The sequence below is a fragment of the Microbispora sp. GKU 823 genome (assembly GCF_002027145.1).
GTDB classification, from domain to species: domain Bacteria; phylum Actinomycetota; class Actinomycetes; order Streptosporangiales; family Streptosporangiaceae; genus Microbispora; species Microbispora siamensis.
In genome coordinates this window covers 103,591-116,457 of the sequence record NZ_MWJN01000008.1, presented here as the reverse complement: position 1 = coordinate 116,457, position 12,867 = coordinate 103,591, and the positions used below count along the sequence as shown (strand labels likewise).

Below are 12,867 nucleotides of genomic sequence, written 5' to 3'. Positions count from 1 at the left end.
CTCCCTGTCGACGGTCGATGAGGTCCGCCCACCTGAACGATCAAGAGCCCTGGCCGGGTTCCGGCCGCCGGTAAAGATCACCCTTCCGGTGATCACGATCTCACCGGTGCGGCGCGGACGTCGGGGACGCGCAGCTCACGCACCCCCGGGAACAGCACGGCCGGCATGGAGACCAGCACCACCATCACGCCGCACCCGATCAGGGCGGGCCGCGGTCCGATCGTCACGGCCAGCGGGCCGGCCAGCAGCATGCCCAGAGGGCCGAGCATCAGCGAACCGAGCGAATCGTAGGAACTGACCCGGGACAGCGACTCACCCGGGATCTCCCGCTGGACCGTGGTGTTCCACAGCACGCCGTAGATGTCGAAGCAGACGCCGGCGACGAGGGCTCCGCGCACGATGGACCATAGCGGCGCGCCGACCCCGAGCAGCACGTACGGCAAGGCGGTGGGCAGGGTGAGGAGCGTCGCGACCATGACGGGCCGCGATAACTGTGCCACCGCCACCCACAGCCACTGCCGGGAGACGAACTCGCGCCAGCCGCCCCGCAGATCGGCGAGCACCGAGCAGGCGCCGCCGCTGGAACCTTGACCGGGGGGATCGGGAATTGCTCCTGCTCGGGACGGCCGCGCTGTTCCAGGCGCACCTGCGGAAGCGACGCTTCCGAGGAAGTTTTCCGTCAATTTTGCTCAAAAGAGCATGTTTGGGATTGTTCTCCATTTGGCTCCCAGAGTGGGAGCTATACGACGGAGGTGGCGAATCGGCGTGGAGAACACTCCGGCGGAGGCAGATGTGGCGACGGGCCGCGCGCCCAGGGGCAGGGTCGTCATGTCGCTGATCTCCCTGGCGCTGGCGGCCGTGCTCATCTCCTTCCTGCCGCACCTCACCGGAGTCACCTGGGGGCAGCTCGACGAGCGCCTCGTGCGGGTCGGCTGGGGCGCGATGGCGGTGCTCACGGCGCTGTGGCTGGCCGGGCTCTGGGCGTACTCCAACGTGGTGAGCGACTCTCTGCCCGGGTTGAGCAGGCGCCGGGCGATGCTGGTCAACTGCGTCGGCAGCGGCGCCAGCAACGTGCTGCCGTTCGGCGGGGCCGTGGGCGTGGCCATGACCTTCACCATGATGACCAGGTGGGGCTTCGGGCGGCGGCCGGTGGCGGCCTCGACGGTCGTGACGGGTGTGTGGAACCTGCTGTCGCGCTTCCTGCTCCCCGCCGTGGGACTCGTCTGCCTGGTCGGCGCGGGATACATGCCGGACCGCCGGCTGGCGGCGGCCGCCGGGGTCGGCGGCGCGTTGCTCATCGGTGTCGTCGTCGCCATGTCGGCCGCCCTCCAGAGGGAGGCGGTGGCCGACCTGCTGGGGCGGGGCCTGGATCGGGTGGTCCGGTTCCTGCCGCTCCGGCGGAAGCCGTGCCTGCGCGGCTTCCTGCTCGACCTGCGTCACTCCACCATCGAGATCACTCGTACGCGGTGGCCCCGGCTCACGCTCGGCATGGTCGCCTACATGGCGCTGCAGTGCGTCCTGTTCATCGGATGCCTGCACGCGACCGGCGCCGAGGTCGCCATCCCCGAGGCGGTCGCGGCCTTCGCGATCAACCGGGTGCTGACCACCGCGGTCATCACGCCGGGCGGATCGGGGATCAGCGAGTCGGCGACGGCGCTGGCGTTGATCGGCTTCGGCGTCGCGCCCGGGGCGGCCACGGCGGCGGTGCTGCTGTTCTGGTTCTTCGCCCACCTGATCGAGATCCCGGTTGGCTGGTTCGCCTGGAGCATCTGGTCGCTGACCGCACGGGCACGGCCGTGAGCACGCGATCTGCACCTTGAGGTGGCGGTCGGCCTACCTCTCCGCCGGGCGGCCGGAAGGCGCGGCGGCGCATTCCGTGACCGGGGAGCGCGGCCGGGTCAGCCGGTGCAGGCCCAGGCCGGCGGCGGCCAGCACGGCCAGGCCGGCCACGACCAGGAGGCCGACCCGCCCGGAGACTCGCTCCACCAGCTCGTACGAGCCTCCCGCGGCGTACCCGAGCCCCACTGTGCCCGCCCCCCAGGCCAGGCCGCCGGGCACCTCGAAGGCGAGGAATCTGGCGTACGGCAGGCGTCCCATGCCGGCCAGCATGGGGACCAGGGCGCGCAGCAGACCGACCCAGCGGCCGAAGAGGACGGCCCACCCGCCGCGCCGCCGCAGGTAGTCCTCGGTGCGGTCCCATCGCTCCACGCTCACCCGGCGGCCCAGCCGGCTGTCGCGCACGCGGGGTCCCAGCCGCCTGCCGATCCGGTAGCTGATCGAATCCCCGGCGACCGCGCCCACTCCGGCCACGGCCATCATGAGAGGCAGGCTCACGTGCCCCGTGAAGGCGAGGAATCCGGCCATCAACAGGGTGAGCTCACCCGGCACCAGCAGCCCGACGAGCGCCGCCGTCTCCGCGCAGGCCATCAGCCCGACCATCAGGTAGGCCCACGGGCCCGCCATCGCCATGAACTGGTGCAGCCCCTGCGTCATCGGATGCCCCCCGCCGCCGCGACGACTGTCTCCCCACAATGCACGTCACAAGGGGAACGCCAGTAGCTCGCGGCGGGAAAACCTCGGTAAGCGTCGAGGCCGCAGGGAAAACGTCAGATGGTGCCGGAGAACGTGTCACATTGGGCGGGGGCGCCCGTCTTGTATCCCGTGGTGAACCATTTCACCCGCTGCCGTGAGCTTCCGTGCGTCCACCCCTCGGGGTCCACCCTGCCCTGGGCGCGTTCCTGGATCCTGTCGTCGCCCACCGCCGCCGCGGCGTCCAGGGCCTCCTGGATGTCCGCCGCGGTGAACGGGCTCTCGTAGAACCCCGTGTCGACCGCGTTCTTCGCCCACACCCCCGCGTAGCAGTCCGCCTGAAGCTCCAGCCGTACGGAGGCGCTGTCCGCCCCCTGGCTGTCGCCGCCGACCCGCCGGGTGGTGCCGAGCAGGTTCTGCACGTGGTGCCCGTACTCGTGACCGATCACGTACGCCTGGGCGAACGGCCCGCCCTTGGCGCCGAACTGGCTCTCCAGCTCCTTGAAGAAGCCCAGGTCGAGGTAGACCTTGCTGTCGGCCGGGCAGTAGAAGGGACCGACGGCCGAGCTCGCCTGGCCGCAGCCGGTGCTCACGGCCTTGGTGAACAAGACGGTCCGCGCGTTGCGGTACGGCTGCTTGCCCCGCTCGGCGAAGGCGTCCCGCCAGTATTTCTGGACGCTGTTGACCACCCCCACCACGCGGCACTTCTCCGACTGGTCCGCGTCGCTGCCCTTCTTACACTGTGCACTCAGGTCCGAGGCCGGACGCGCGCCCGTGGACCCGCCGGACGAGGAGCTTCCACCGCTGAGGAGATCGGCCGGGTTGACGCCCAGGACCAGGGCGACGACCAGCGCGACGACACCGACGACGCCCCCGCCGATCGCGAGCCCGCCGCCCGGGAACCCTCCGCCGCCCTCCTCCACCTGTGACGCGTCGAGATCCACGTCGTCGCGGAAGTCCATCGCGCCCGCCTTCCTGTTCCGGGACCTGCCACGCCCTATGATCCCCGACGGCCGCCGCTCGCTCATCCGGCGCTTCCGCCAGCAGAAGTGCCCTTTCTGGACATTTAGGGATAAAAGCGCACAAAGTTCGTCACCGTGTTGCGCTTTGCGGAATTGCGAGCGTTGTGACCTAGTCGTTCCTGATTCGTAACGGATGACCAGAATGAGGCGATAGTTCGTCTTTGCTTCAGTCCCTTCACGCACTTCGTTCACTCGCGAGATCCACTGTGACCGCTCGAGACCGCGCCGCTTTATCGGCGCTTTATGCAACGTGATGGAAGGGACTGCACCTGATGCAGCCAGTGGCAGCGAGAAAGCTGCTGGGAGGCCTGAGGAGGCGAGGGCATCTCGCCGTGGCCGCCGTGATCGCCCTGGTCGCGACGCTGCTCGTCAGCGGCGTCGTGACGGCGGCGCACGCCGACCCGGACCCGGCGACAGCGGGTCGTGGACGCCCAAGCCCGACGCCGACCGGTTCCCCCACCCCGCCCAGCCTCAGCCCCGCCGACGGCTCGTACATCGAGGGCACGGTCAAGGTCGCGGCGGTTCCGGCCGCGGCCGGTGACAGCGTCACCGAGCTTGCCGTCGACGGCGCCGCTCTGAACGCCACCCGTACGGTGGGCGTGTCCAGGCTCCGTTTCGACGTCGGCTCGAACTCGACGGAGGCGCGATACCACAACTACGTGCTCGTCAACGGCGTCTACCGGAGCGACATCGGCGACCTCGTGAACGAGCGGGGGACCATCGAGATCCCGAACGAACACCTCGTCAAGGGCGAGAACACCATCGAGATCTTCGCCGGGACGATCCAGAGCTCGTGCGGCACCAACTACGACGACTTCGTCCTGTCCGACGTGGGCCTCGAACTGCTCGGTGAGGTCGCGGACGGTGAGGACAACCCCTACACCCTGTCCTTCGGCGACGGCAACTGCGGCTCGAACACCGCGCTGCTCAAGCAGGCCACGCTGAAGTTCTTCGTCAAGGGCGACCCGCAGGGGACCACGGGTCTCGCGACGGACCTGGACACCACGACGCTGGCCAACGGCGAGCACGCCATCACCGCCAAGGCCGCGTCCGGGGCCACGGTCAAGCACACCGTGACCGTGAACAACGCCCCGGCCGGGCGCCCCGGCTGCTGCCCACGGACGGCACGCTGGTGGCACGCACCACGCCGATCCACGCGACCGTGCCGGCCGCCGGCGGGGGCGGCGTCTCGTCCCTCACCGTCGACGGCGCGGAACCCGCCACGAAGGCCACCCTGGGCAACGGTGCGGCGACGTTCAGCTTCGACGTGGGCGCGGACTCGATCGACGACAAGTACGACGACTTCCTGCTCGTCAACGGCAAGCGCGTCGACCTGGGAGGCACCTGGGCCGGCCGGCGCGTCGCGGTCGCCGTTCCCGCCCGGTTCCTGGTGCCGGGGGACAACACGGTCAAGGTCGTGACCGGTGACTGGAAGGCGTCCTGCGGCACCGACCGCGACGACTTCACCATCGCGAACCTCGACCTCGCCCTCGACGGCGCCACCGTGACGGGTCACGACGTCAAGCCGTCCTACGACCTGGGCGACGGCACCTGCGGCAGCAGCCAGACCGCCCTTCGTGAGGTCGAGCTGCGCTACACGATCGACGCTCCGGCGGTGCACGTCGTCCGGACGCTCGGCTCGGGTGACGCGACCCTGAGCTTCACCGTCGGCACCAACTCGATCGAGGCGCGCTACCAGAACTATCTGCTCGTGAACGGGCGGAAGGTCGTGCTCGACGGCGACTTCGTGAGCAGGCGGGTCGACTTCACCTTCCCGAACGAGTATCTCGTGCCCGGCTGGAACACGATCGACTTCGTGACCGGCACCTATCCGACGTCGTGCGGCAACAACCGCGACGACTTCGCGATCTCGAACATCGCCCTCACCCCGGTGAAGGGCACGGCGACCGGTCAGTTGCTCAAGAGCTCCTACAGCATGGGCGACGGCAACTGCGGCGACAACGTGAACCTGCTGACCGAGATCGACCTCGAGTTTCTCGTGGACGCCCCCGCCGGCGGCCTGAGCGCCGATCTCGACACCACCGCGATCAAGGACGGCAAGCACACCCTCGCCGCGACCTCGACCACGGGCGAGACCGCCACCCGTACGCTGATCACCGACAATTCGGCGCCCAAGGTCGCCACGAGCGTCCCCGCCGCGGGCGAGAAGATCACCGCCTCCGTGGTGCTGGACGTCAAGCTGGAGGACGCCTCCGGTGTGGTGTCCGGGCCGGACGTCACGCTCGATGGGCAGGCGATCGCGCTGGGCGCCCAGGTGGGTCCCGGACTGCGGCCCGGTTCGCACACCCTCGCCGTGACCGCCGCGGACTCGCTCGGCAACACCGCCACCCGGGAGGTCACGTTCGAGTCCGCGGGCATCCCGGACGCCCCGGCCGAGCTCACCCCGGCGTCCGGAGCCGTCGACGTGTCGGGCTCCGTCACGCTCTCGGCGAAGGTCGCCGAGCCCGGCGGTGGCCAGGTCACGGCGACGTTCTCCGAAGCCGACATCCTGACCCCGAACCAGGCGTTCCAGGGCGTGGCCGAGGCCGTCCCCACGACCCTGCAGGTGCCCGGCGAGAAGAAGGTCAAGGCCGCCGGGCTTGAGCCCGCCGACGGCGCGACGCTCGACGCGCCCGCCGGCCGGGACGTCACCTACCAGCGGTACGACATCCAGGTGAAGGGCCACGTGGACGCCCCGGTCCTGCGCTGGGAGGGTGCCATCGACCCCGAGCGCCTGGTGTCGCTGCGGGCGTGGAACACCGAGACCCGGGCGTGGGATCTGCTGACGAGCTCCCGCGGCGCCGCCGAGGGCCGGACCGCGCTCACCGCCGTCGTCGGCGACCAGTACGTCGACGGGCAGCAGGTCCACGTGATGGTGACCGGCGAGGACCCGTTCGCCGACGACATCGACCCCGGTGACCCGAACGGCTTCGCCGACCCCTCCACGTACGACTTCTCGATCGTCCACTTCACCGACACGCAGTACCTCTCCGAGGGTGCGGTGGAGCAGGAGACCGCCGAGGAGCGCGCGGTGTGGGAGTCCGCGTACGCCGGGATCGTCAACTGGATCAAGGACAACAAGGACCAGCGCAAGATCTCGTACGTCGCGCACACCGGCGACCTCATCGAGAACAACATCCGCAAGCCCGCGGACGAGGCCACGCAGCGGCAGGTCGTCGGTGAGTTCGAGGTGTCGTCCAAGCAGCAGCGCGTCCTGGACGAGGCGAAGATCCCGAACGGCGTGATCGCGGGCAACCACGACAACCAGTCGGGCACCGAGGACGGGCCGGAGGCGATCTACAACACGTACTACGGCCCCGGCCGCTACCAGACGGCGGCGCAGGGCTGGCAGCACGCCGAGTACGGCGGGCCGTGGAAGGAGGGCGACAACCAGAACCACTACGACCTGTTCTCGGCCGGCGGGCTGGACTTCGTCGTGGTCGGCCTGTCGTACGGCGTCACGCGGGAGGAGGCCGAGTGGGCCGACTCCGTCTTCAAGCGGTTCCCCGACCGCAACGGCATCCTGCTCTCGCACGACTACCTCGTGCCGAGCACCAACCCGGACGGGCGCGGCGCGGGATTCTCGGCGCCGGACGGCTCGATGCTCTACAAGACGGTGGTCGAGAAGAACCCGAACGTCTTCCTCATCCTCGCCGGGCACGAGCACGGCGTGGCCACCAACGTGAAGCCGAAGGTCGGCCAGGTCGGCAAGGGCGTCGTCGAACTGCTGGCGGACTACCAGTTCTACACGGTCTCCGCCGACCGCCTCGGGCTCACCCAGGTCGGCGGATACAACCCGGACGACCAGCTTCAGTTCGGCGCGAGCTTCTTCCGGCTGCTGCAGTTCAACGTCAAGCGGGCCGAACTGACGGTGGACACCTACTCACCGCTGCTGAACGACTTCGGCGCGGGCGAGTTCGACCCGCTGCGCCGCTACGACGGCCGCGAGGACAACATGGTGCTGCCGGTCGATCTCACCACCCGCACGACGAGCTTCACGACCGACTCGCTGGCGATCTACAAGCCCACCCGGGTCATCGGCACGAGCACGGTCCCGTCGGGTCAGGTGGCCTCGGCGACCTGGAAGCGTCTCAAGGGCGACACGGCCTACGCCTGGTTCGTCACCGCACGCTCCACCGGCGGCGGCGTGACCGCCTCCGAGCCGAGCGTCTTCGTCACGAAGGACGAGCACGGCCGCCCCGGCAAGTGGGGACCGGACTCGCCCCTCTACCGCTGGTTCCAGCGCAGGTAACCGTCATCGCCGCCCCGGACCCCGCGTCGACGCGGAGCGTCCGGGGCGGCCTCCCTTCCTCTGATCCTGGAGAACGAGACATGTCTCGCAGGCTGTCCGCCGCCGTCCTCGCTCTCGCTTTCGCCCTCGGCGGGCTGACGGCGTTCTCCGCTCCGGCGGCGGCGCACAACGCGACCACCAAGGCGCACGCCACGGTGACCGGAACGGGCGCGGACGTCAGAGTCGTGCTCGACCTGGAGTACGACCTCCTCATGAAGTCGGCCTGGCTGTACGCCGAGGCGTACGACGCGAAGGAGCGGGCCGAGCAACTCCGCCAGCTCAAGAAGAACCGCGCCGCCGTCGCCGACTACGTCACCCGCCGCTTCGCCGTGGCGTACGGCGACAGGCCGTGCGCGCCCACGCCCGTGGGCGACGCGGGTGTGCGCGACCGGGACGACGTGGCCTACGCGGTGCTGACCCTCGACTACCACTGCGCGAGCGACGGCGGGGGAGGGCATGCGATCTCCAGTGCGCTCTTCCCCGACGCCGAGAGCTTCGTGCACAGCACGGAGACGATCGTCGGCTACACGCTCGACGGCACGACGGGTTCGGCGGTCCTGACCGCCGGTAACCCGACGCTGCGGGTCGGCGAGCACCGGGCCTCGCACCAGATCGGGGAGTTCTTCCTGCTCGGCGCCGAGCACCTGCTGTCCGGACTCGACCACATCTTCTTCCTGCTCGCCCTGCTCATCGGCGCCCGCCGCCCGCGCGACGTCGTCGTCACGGCCTCCGCGTTCACGGTCGCCCACAGCATCACGTTCCTCCTGGCGGCGCTGGGGATCGTGGATGTTCCCGCGGGGATCGTCGAGCCGGTCATCGCGGTGTCGATCATCGTCGTGGCCGTCGCCAACCTCCTGGGCCGCGACGAGGACAAACTGGGCAGGTGGCGGCTGCCGATCGTCTTCGCCTTCGGCCTGGTGCACGGGCTCGGCTTCGCGAGCGCGCTGGACATCGATGAGAAGGGGTCGTGGGAGCTGCTCCTGTCGCTGCTGAGCTTCAACGTCGGCATCGAGGCGACCCAGTTGCTGATCATCGCGGTGCTCTTCCCGCTGCTGGCGCTGCTGCGCCGTACGTCGGCAGTGCGCTGGGTGACCGCCGCCATGTCACTGCCCATCGTGGCGGTCGGCCTCTACTGGTGCGTCGACCGGATCACGCTCCCTCTCTGACGGAAGCCGGCGGTGATCTACCGGCGTAGGGTGAGCCCGTGCGCGAACGGGTGCTCGGCTTCGTGACGAGGCCCGCACCGTGGTCGAATCGTTCATCCAGCTCCTTCCGCTGAGGAGACGAAGAGATGAACGATCGATCCCTTGAGGAGACCAGGGAGTTCTTCGCCGCGAAGGCGGACACCTGGGAGGAGAAGTATCCCGACGACGGCCCGGCCTTCGCCGCCGCGATCGCCGAGATGGCCCTGCCTGCCGGAGGTCTGGTCCTCGACGCCGGATGTGGCACCGGCCGCGCGTTCCCTCTGCTGCGGGACGCGGTCGGGGCCGCAGGACACGTGGTGGGCGTGGACGTCACCCCGGAGATGATCCGGTCGGCCCGCGAGCGCGGACGCGGCGAGTTCGGCCGGCTGCTGATCGCCGACGTCGGGAGGCTTCCGCTCCGCGACGGCGTGGCCGACGGCGTGCTGGCCTCCGGGCTGATCTCCCACGTTCTCCAGCCGGTGGCCGTGCTGTCCGAGCTGGCCCGGGTGACCCGCCCCGGCGGACGGCTGGCGCTGTTCCATCCCGTGGGCCGTGCGGTGCTCGCGGCTCGGCGCGGCCGCACGCTGACCCCCGGCGACGTACGGGCCGAGCACAACCTCCGCCCCCTGTTGGACACCGCCGGCTGGACCCTGATCGACTACGACGACACCGACGAGCGCTATCTGGCGCTGGCTCGCAGATGAGAGAGCGAGAACCCGAATGAAAGAGCTTCTGCGATCGAACAGAACTCCAAGGGCCAGCAATTGCGGCGTAAGGTGGTGCCCGTGACGACGTTCCGGATCAGCGAAGCGGCCGCGGTGCTCGGCGTCAGCGCCGACACCGTGCGGCGTCTCGTCGACGGGGGCCGGCTCGCCGCGCACCGCGACGAGAACGGCCATCGCCTGATCGCCGGCACCGACCTCGCCGCGTTCGCCCGGGCCCAGACCGAGGCGGACGAGCGCACCGGAGTCTCCTCGGCGCGCAACCGCTTACGCGGGATCGTGACCGAGGTGATCAGGGACGCGGTGATGGCCCAGGTGGAGATCGCCGCCGGGCCGTTCCGCGTGGTCTCGCTGATGAGCCGCCAGGCGGCCGACGAGCTCGGCCTGGAGCCGGGGGTGATGGCGGTGGCCGTCGTCAAGTCCACCAACGTCGTCGTCGAGATCCCCGACCACGCGCGCGTCGCGAGTCAGTAGAAGGAGCCGTGGTGCTCAGACGTCTCTCCCTGGCCGCCGTCCTCGCCTCGGTGCTGAGCCTGGCGGCGTGCGGCTCCTCCTCCTCGGACACGGCCGCTTCCGCGTCCGGCTCGGGGGCTGCCAAGTCGCTCACGGTGTTCGCCGCGGCGTCCCTGACCGAGACGTTCACCGAGCTGGGCAGGCGGTTCGAGAGCACCCACTCCGGCACGAGGGTCACCTTCAACTTCGGCTCGAGCGCGACGCTCGCGCAGCAGATCACGCAGGGCGCGCCCGCCGACGTCTTCGCCGCCGCGAGCCCGGCCACGATGAAGACGGTCACCGACGCCGGGCTGGCCTCGGCGCCCACCGTGTTCGTCAAGAACACGCTCCAGATCGCCGTCCCGCAGGACAACCCGGCCAAGGTCGAGTCGCTCAAGGACCTGACCGACCCGAAGGTCAAGGTCGCCCTGTGCGCCGAGCAGGTGCCCTGCGGCGCCGCGGCGACCAAGGCGCTGGACGCGGCAGGCCTCAAGGTCACTCCCGTCACCCTGGAGCAGGACGTCAAGGCGACGCTCACCAAGGTCCGGCTCGGCGAGGTCGACGCGGCGCTCGTCTACCGCACCGACGTGATCGCCTCCGGCGGGAAGGTCAAGGGCATCGACTTCCCGGAGGCCGAGCAGGCGGTCAACGACTACCCGATCGCGGCGCTCACCAAGGCGCCCGCACCCGATCTGGCCAAGCAGTTCGTCGATCTCGTGCTGTCGCAGCAGGGCAGGGACGTGCTGACCAAGGCCGGTTTCCAGGCGCCGTGACCGGGCCCGTACGAGCGCGCGGCCCGCGGGCGCGCACGCCGTGGCCGCTGCTGGTGCCCGCGCTCGCGGGGCTGGCCTTCCTCGTCCTCCCGCTGGCCGGGCTGCTGGCCCGCGCGCCGTGGGCGACCCTGCCGGAACGGCTGGCCGAGCCGCGGGTGCTGGAGGCCCTGCGGCTCTCCCTGGTGACCGCGACCATCGCGACCGCCGTCTGCCTGCTGCTCGGCGTGCCGCTCGCCTGGCTGCTGGCCCGTACGACCCTGCCGGGGAGGCGGTTGCTGCGCGCGCTGGTCACCGTGCCGCTCGTCCTGCCGCCGGTCGTCGGCGGCGTCGCGCTGCTCCTGGTGCTCGGCCGTCGCGGGCTCGTCGGCCAGTGGCTGTACGACGCCTTCGGCGTCTCCCTGCCCTTCACCACCACGGGAGTCGTCGTCGCGGAGGCGTTCGTCGCCATGCCGTTTCTCGTCATCGCCGTGGAGGGGGCGCTGCGCGCGGCGACCAGCGCTACGAGGAGGCCGCCGCGACCCTGGGCGCCTCCCGCTGGACGGTCTTCCGCCGGGTCACCCTGCCCATGGTCGCCCCCGGCGTGCTGGCCGGCGCCGTTCTGTGCTGGGCCCGCGCGCTCGGCGAGTTCGGGGCGACCATCACCTTCGCCGGCAACTTCCCCGGCCGCACGCAGACCATGCCGCTGGCCGTCTACCTGGCGCTGGAGACCGATCCGGACGCCGCCATCGTGCTCAGCCTGGTGCTGCTCGCGGTCTCGGTGATCGTGCTGGCCGGGCTGCGCGACCGCTGGGTGGGTGCGGCATGAGCATGGAGGCCCACCTGGTCGTCGAACGTCCCGCCTTCCGCCTGGACGTCGAACTCCGCGCGGCGGCCGGTGAGGTGGTGGCGCTGCTCGGCCCCAACGGCGCGGGCAAGACGACCGCGCTGCGCGGCCTCGCCGGGCTCACCGCCCTGAGCGGCGGGCGCGTCGAGCTGGACGGCGCCGAGGTGCACCACCTGCCGCCGGAACGCCGCAGGATCGGCGTGGTCTTCCAGGACTACCTGCTGTTCCCGCACCTGTCCGCCCTCGACAACGTCGCCTTCGGGCCCCGCTGCCAGGGGCTCGGCAAGGCCGCGGCCCGCCGGGTCGCCGCCGAGCTTCTCGACCGCGTCGGCCTCGCCGGCCACGCCGATGTCCGCCCCGGGCGTCTGTCCGGAGGCCAGGCGCAGCGCGTCGCCCTCGCCCGCGCGCTGGCCGTACGGCCCCGCCTGTTGCTGCTGGACGAGCCGCTGGCCGCCCTCGACGCCCACACCCGGCTGGTGATCCGGGCCGAGCTGCGCCGCCACCTCGCCGATTTCGACGGCGCGACCATCCTCGTCACCCACGACGCGCTCGACGCGATGGTCCTGGCCCACCGGCTCGTGGTGATCGAGAACGGCGCCGTCGTGCAGACCGGCACCCCGGGCGAGATCGCCCGTCATCCGCGTACGGACTACGTCGCCCGCCTCGTCGGCCTCAACCTCTACCGGGGCGAGGCCGACGGGAACCACGTCGTCGTGGGCGATGTGCGCTTCAGCAGCGCCGAACGCCTGACGGGGCCCGCCTTCGTGGCCTTCCCGCCGTCCGCCGTCGCCCTCTACCGGACCCGCCCCGACGGCAGCCCACGCAACCTGTGGCAGGCCGTCATCGACGGCATCGAACGGCACGGCGACAACGTCCGCGTGCACCTCCACGGGCCGATCCCGCTGCTCGCCGACGTCACCCCGGCGGCCGCCGCCGACCTCGACCTCACCCCCGGCCGGCAGGTCTGGGCCGCCGTCAAGGCCACGGAGACGCACGCCTACCCGGCCTGAGCCGGCTCCGCCCTTGCCTTG

General features: G+C 70.8%; 11 protein-coding genes and 1 pseudogene. 9 read left to right on the top strand and 3 right to left on the bottom strand.

The genetic code is table 11. From position 1 onward, the window contains the following. Positions 1-92 precede the first annotated feature (92 nt). Positions 93-563, bottom strand: a complete 471-nt coding sequence (locus B1L11_RS07070; RefSeq protein WP_179155018.1) for a hypothetical protein — start codon at positions 561-563, stop codon at positions 93-95. A 202-nt stretch (positions 564-765) separates the two neighbouring features. On the opposite strand from B1L11_RS07070, the gene B1L11_RS07065 reads away from it, so the two are divergent. Then, entirely contained in the window at positions 766-1,800 is a 1,035-nt protein-coding gene (locus B1L11_RS07065; protein WP_256862292.1) for a lysylphosphatidylglycerol synthase transmembrane domain-containing protein, read from the top strand. Between the two features lie 33 nt (positions 1,801-1,833). Here B1L11_RS07065 and B1L11_RS07060 read toward each other — a convergent pair whose 3' ends face one another. Beyond that, positions 1,834-2,493 carry a DedA family protein gene (locus B1L11_RS07060; RefSeq protein WP_079313732.1) on the bottom strand — a complete coding sequence of 220 codons (660 nt, stop codon included), beginning with the start codon at positions 2,491-2,493 and terminating at the stop codon, positions 1,834-1,836. A gap of 113 nt (positions 2,494-2,606) precedes the next feature. Beyond that, a complete protein-coding gene (locus tag B1L11_RS07055) occupies positions 2,607-3,491 on the bottom strand; it encodes a neutral zinc metallopeptidase (RefSeq protein ID WP_079313731.1) in 885 nt (294 codons plus the stop codon). Positions 3,492-3,832: 341 nt separating this feature from the next. Between B1L11_RS07055 and B1L11_RS49950 the strand changes: the two genes are divergently transcribed. From B1L11_RS49950 to B1L11_RS07020, 8 genes and pseudogenes are all read left to right on the top strand, one after another. Continuing rightward, the gene (locus B1L11_RS49950; RefSeq protein ID WP_256862291.1) at positions 3,833-4,972 is read left to right on the top strand and encodes a hypothetical protein; all 1,140 of its coding nucleotides are present in this window, start codon (positions 3,833-3,835) and stop codon (positions 4,970-4,972) included. Positions 4,973-5,487: 515 nt separating this feature from the next. Then, positions 5,488-7,803 (top strand): metallophosphoesterase, encoded by a 2,316-nt coding sequence (locus B1L11_RS53740; protein ID WP_306291608.1) that lies wholly within the window; start codon positions 5,488-5,490, stop codon positions 7,801-7,803. An 80-nt stretch (positions 7,804-7,883) separates the two neighbouring features. Further along, positions 7,884-9,008: a HupE/UreJ family protein gene (locus tag B1L11_RS07045; RefSeq protein WP_079313729.1), complete on the top strand. Its 1,125-nt coding sequence runs from the start codon at positions 7,884-7,886 to the stop codon at positions 9,006-9,008. 125 nt (positions 9,009-9,133) lie between these two features. Beyond that, positions 9,134-9,730 carry a class I SAM-dependent methyltransferase gene (locus B1L11_RS07040; protein ID WP_079313728.1) on the top strand — a complete coding sequence of 199 codons (597 nt, stop codon included), beginning with the start codon at positions 9,134-9,136 and terminating at the stop codon, positions 9,728-9,730. Positions 9,731-9,811: 81 nt separating this feature from the next. Next, on the top strand, positions 9,812-10,222 hold the full coding sequence (locus tag B1L11_RS07035) for a molybdopterin-binding protein (RefSeq protein ID WP_079313750.1): 411 nt from the start codon (positions 9,812-9,814) through the stop codon (positions 10,220-10,222). Between the two features lie 11 nt (positions 10,223-10,233). Continuing rightward, positions 10,234-11,013 carry a molybdate ABC transporter substrate-binding protein gene (gene modA, locus B1L11_RS07030; RefSeq protein ID WP_218670945.1) on the top strand — a complete coding sequence of 260 codons (780 nt, stop codon included), beginning with the start codon at positions 10,234-10,236 and terminating at the stop codon, positions 11,011-11,013. After that, a pseudogene (locus B1L11_RS07025) lies at positions 11,010-11,818 on the top strand (ABC transporter permease). The gene modA and the pseudogene B1L11_RS07025 overlap by 4 nt, the downstream one beginning before the upstream one ends. Beyond that, positions 11,815-12,846 (top strand): ABC transporter ATP-binding protein, encoded by a 1,032-nt coding sequence (locus B1L11_RS07020; RefSeq protein WP_079313726.1) that lies wholly within the window; start codon positions 11,815-11,817, stop codon positions 12,844-12,846. The pseudogene B1L11_RS07025 and the gene B1L11_RS07020 overlap by 4 nt, the downstream one beginning before the upstream one ends. The last annotated feature ends 21 nt before the right edge of the window (positions 12,847-12,867 follow it).

Excerpts from the sequence above, each read along its gene's own strand:
- B1L11_RS07060 (WP_079313732.1), bottom strand. The coding sequence starts at position 2,493 with ATGACGCAGGGGCTGCACCAGTTCATGGCGATGGCGGGCCCGTGGGCC.
- B1L11_RS07055 (WP_079313731.1), bottom strand. The coding sequence starts at position 3,491 with ATGGACTTCCGCGACGACGTGGATCTCGACGCGTCACAGGTGGAGGAG.
- B1L11_RS53740 (WP_306291608.1), top strand. The coding sequence starts at position 5,488 with ATGGGCGACGGCAACTGCGGCGACAACGTGAACCTGCTGACCGAGATC.
- B1L11_RS07045 (WP_079313729.1), top strand. The coding sequence starts at position 7,884 with ATGTCTCGCAGGCTGTCCGCCGCCGTCCTCGCTCTCGCTTTCGCCCTC.
- B1L11_RS07040 (WP_079313728.1), top strand. The coding sequence starts at position 9,134 with ATGAACGATCGATCCCTTGAGGAGACCAGGGAGTTCTTCGCCGCGAAG.
- B1L11_RS07020 (WP_079313726.1), top strand. The coding sequence starts at position 11,815 with ATGAGCATGGAGGCCCACCTGGTCGTCGAACGTCCCGCCTTCCGCCTG.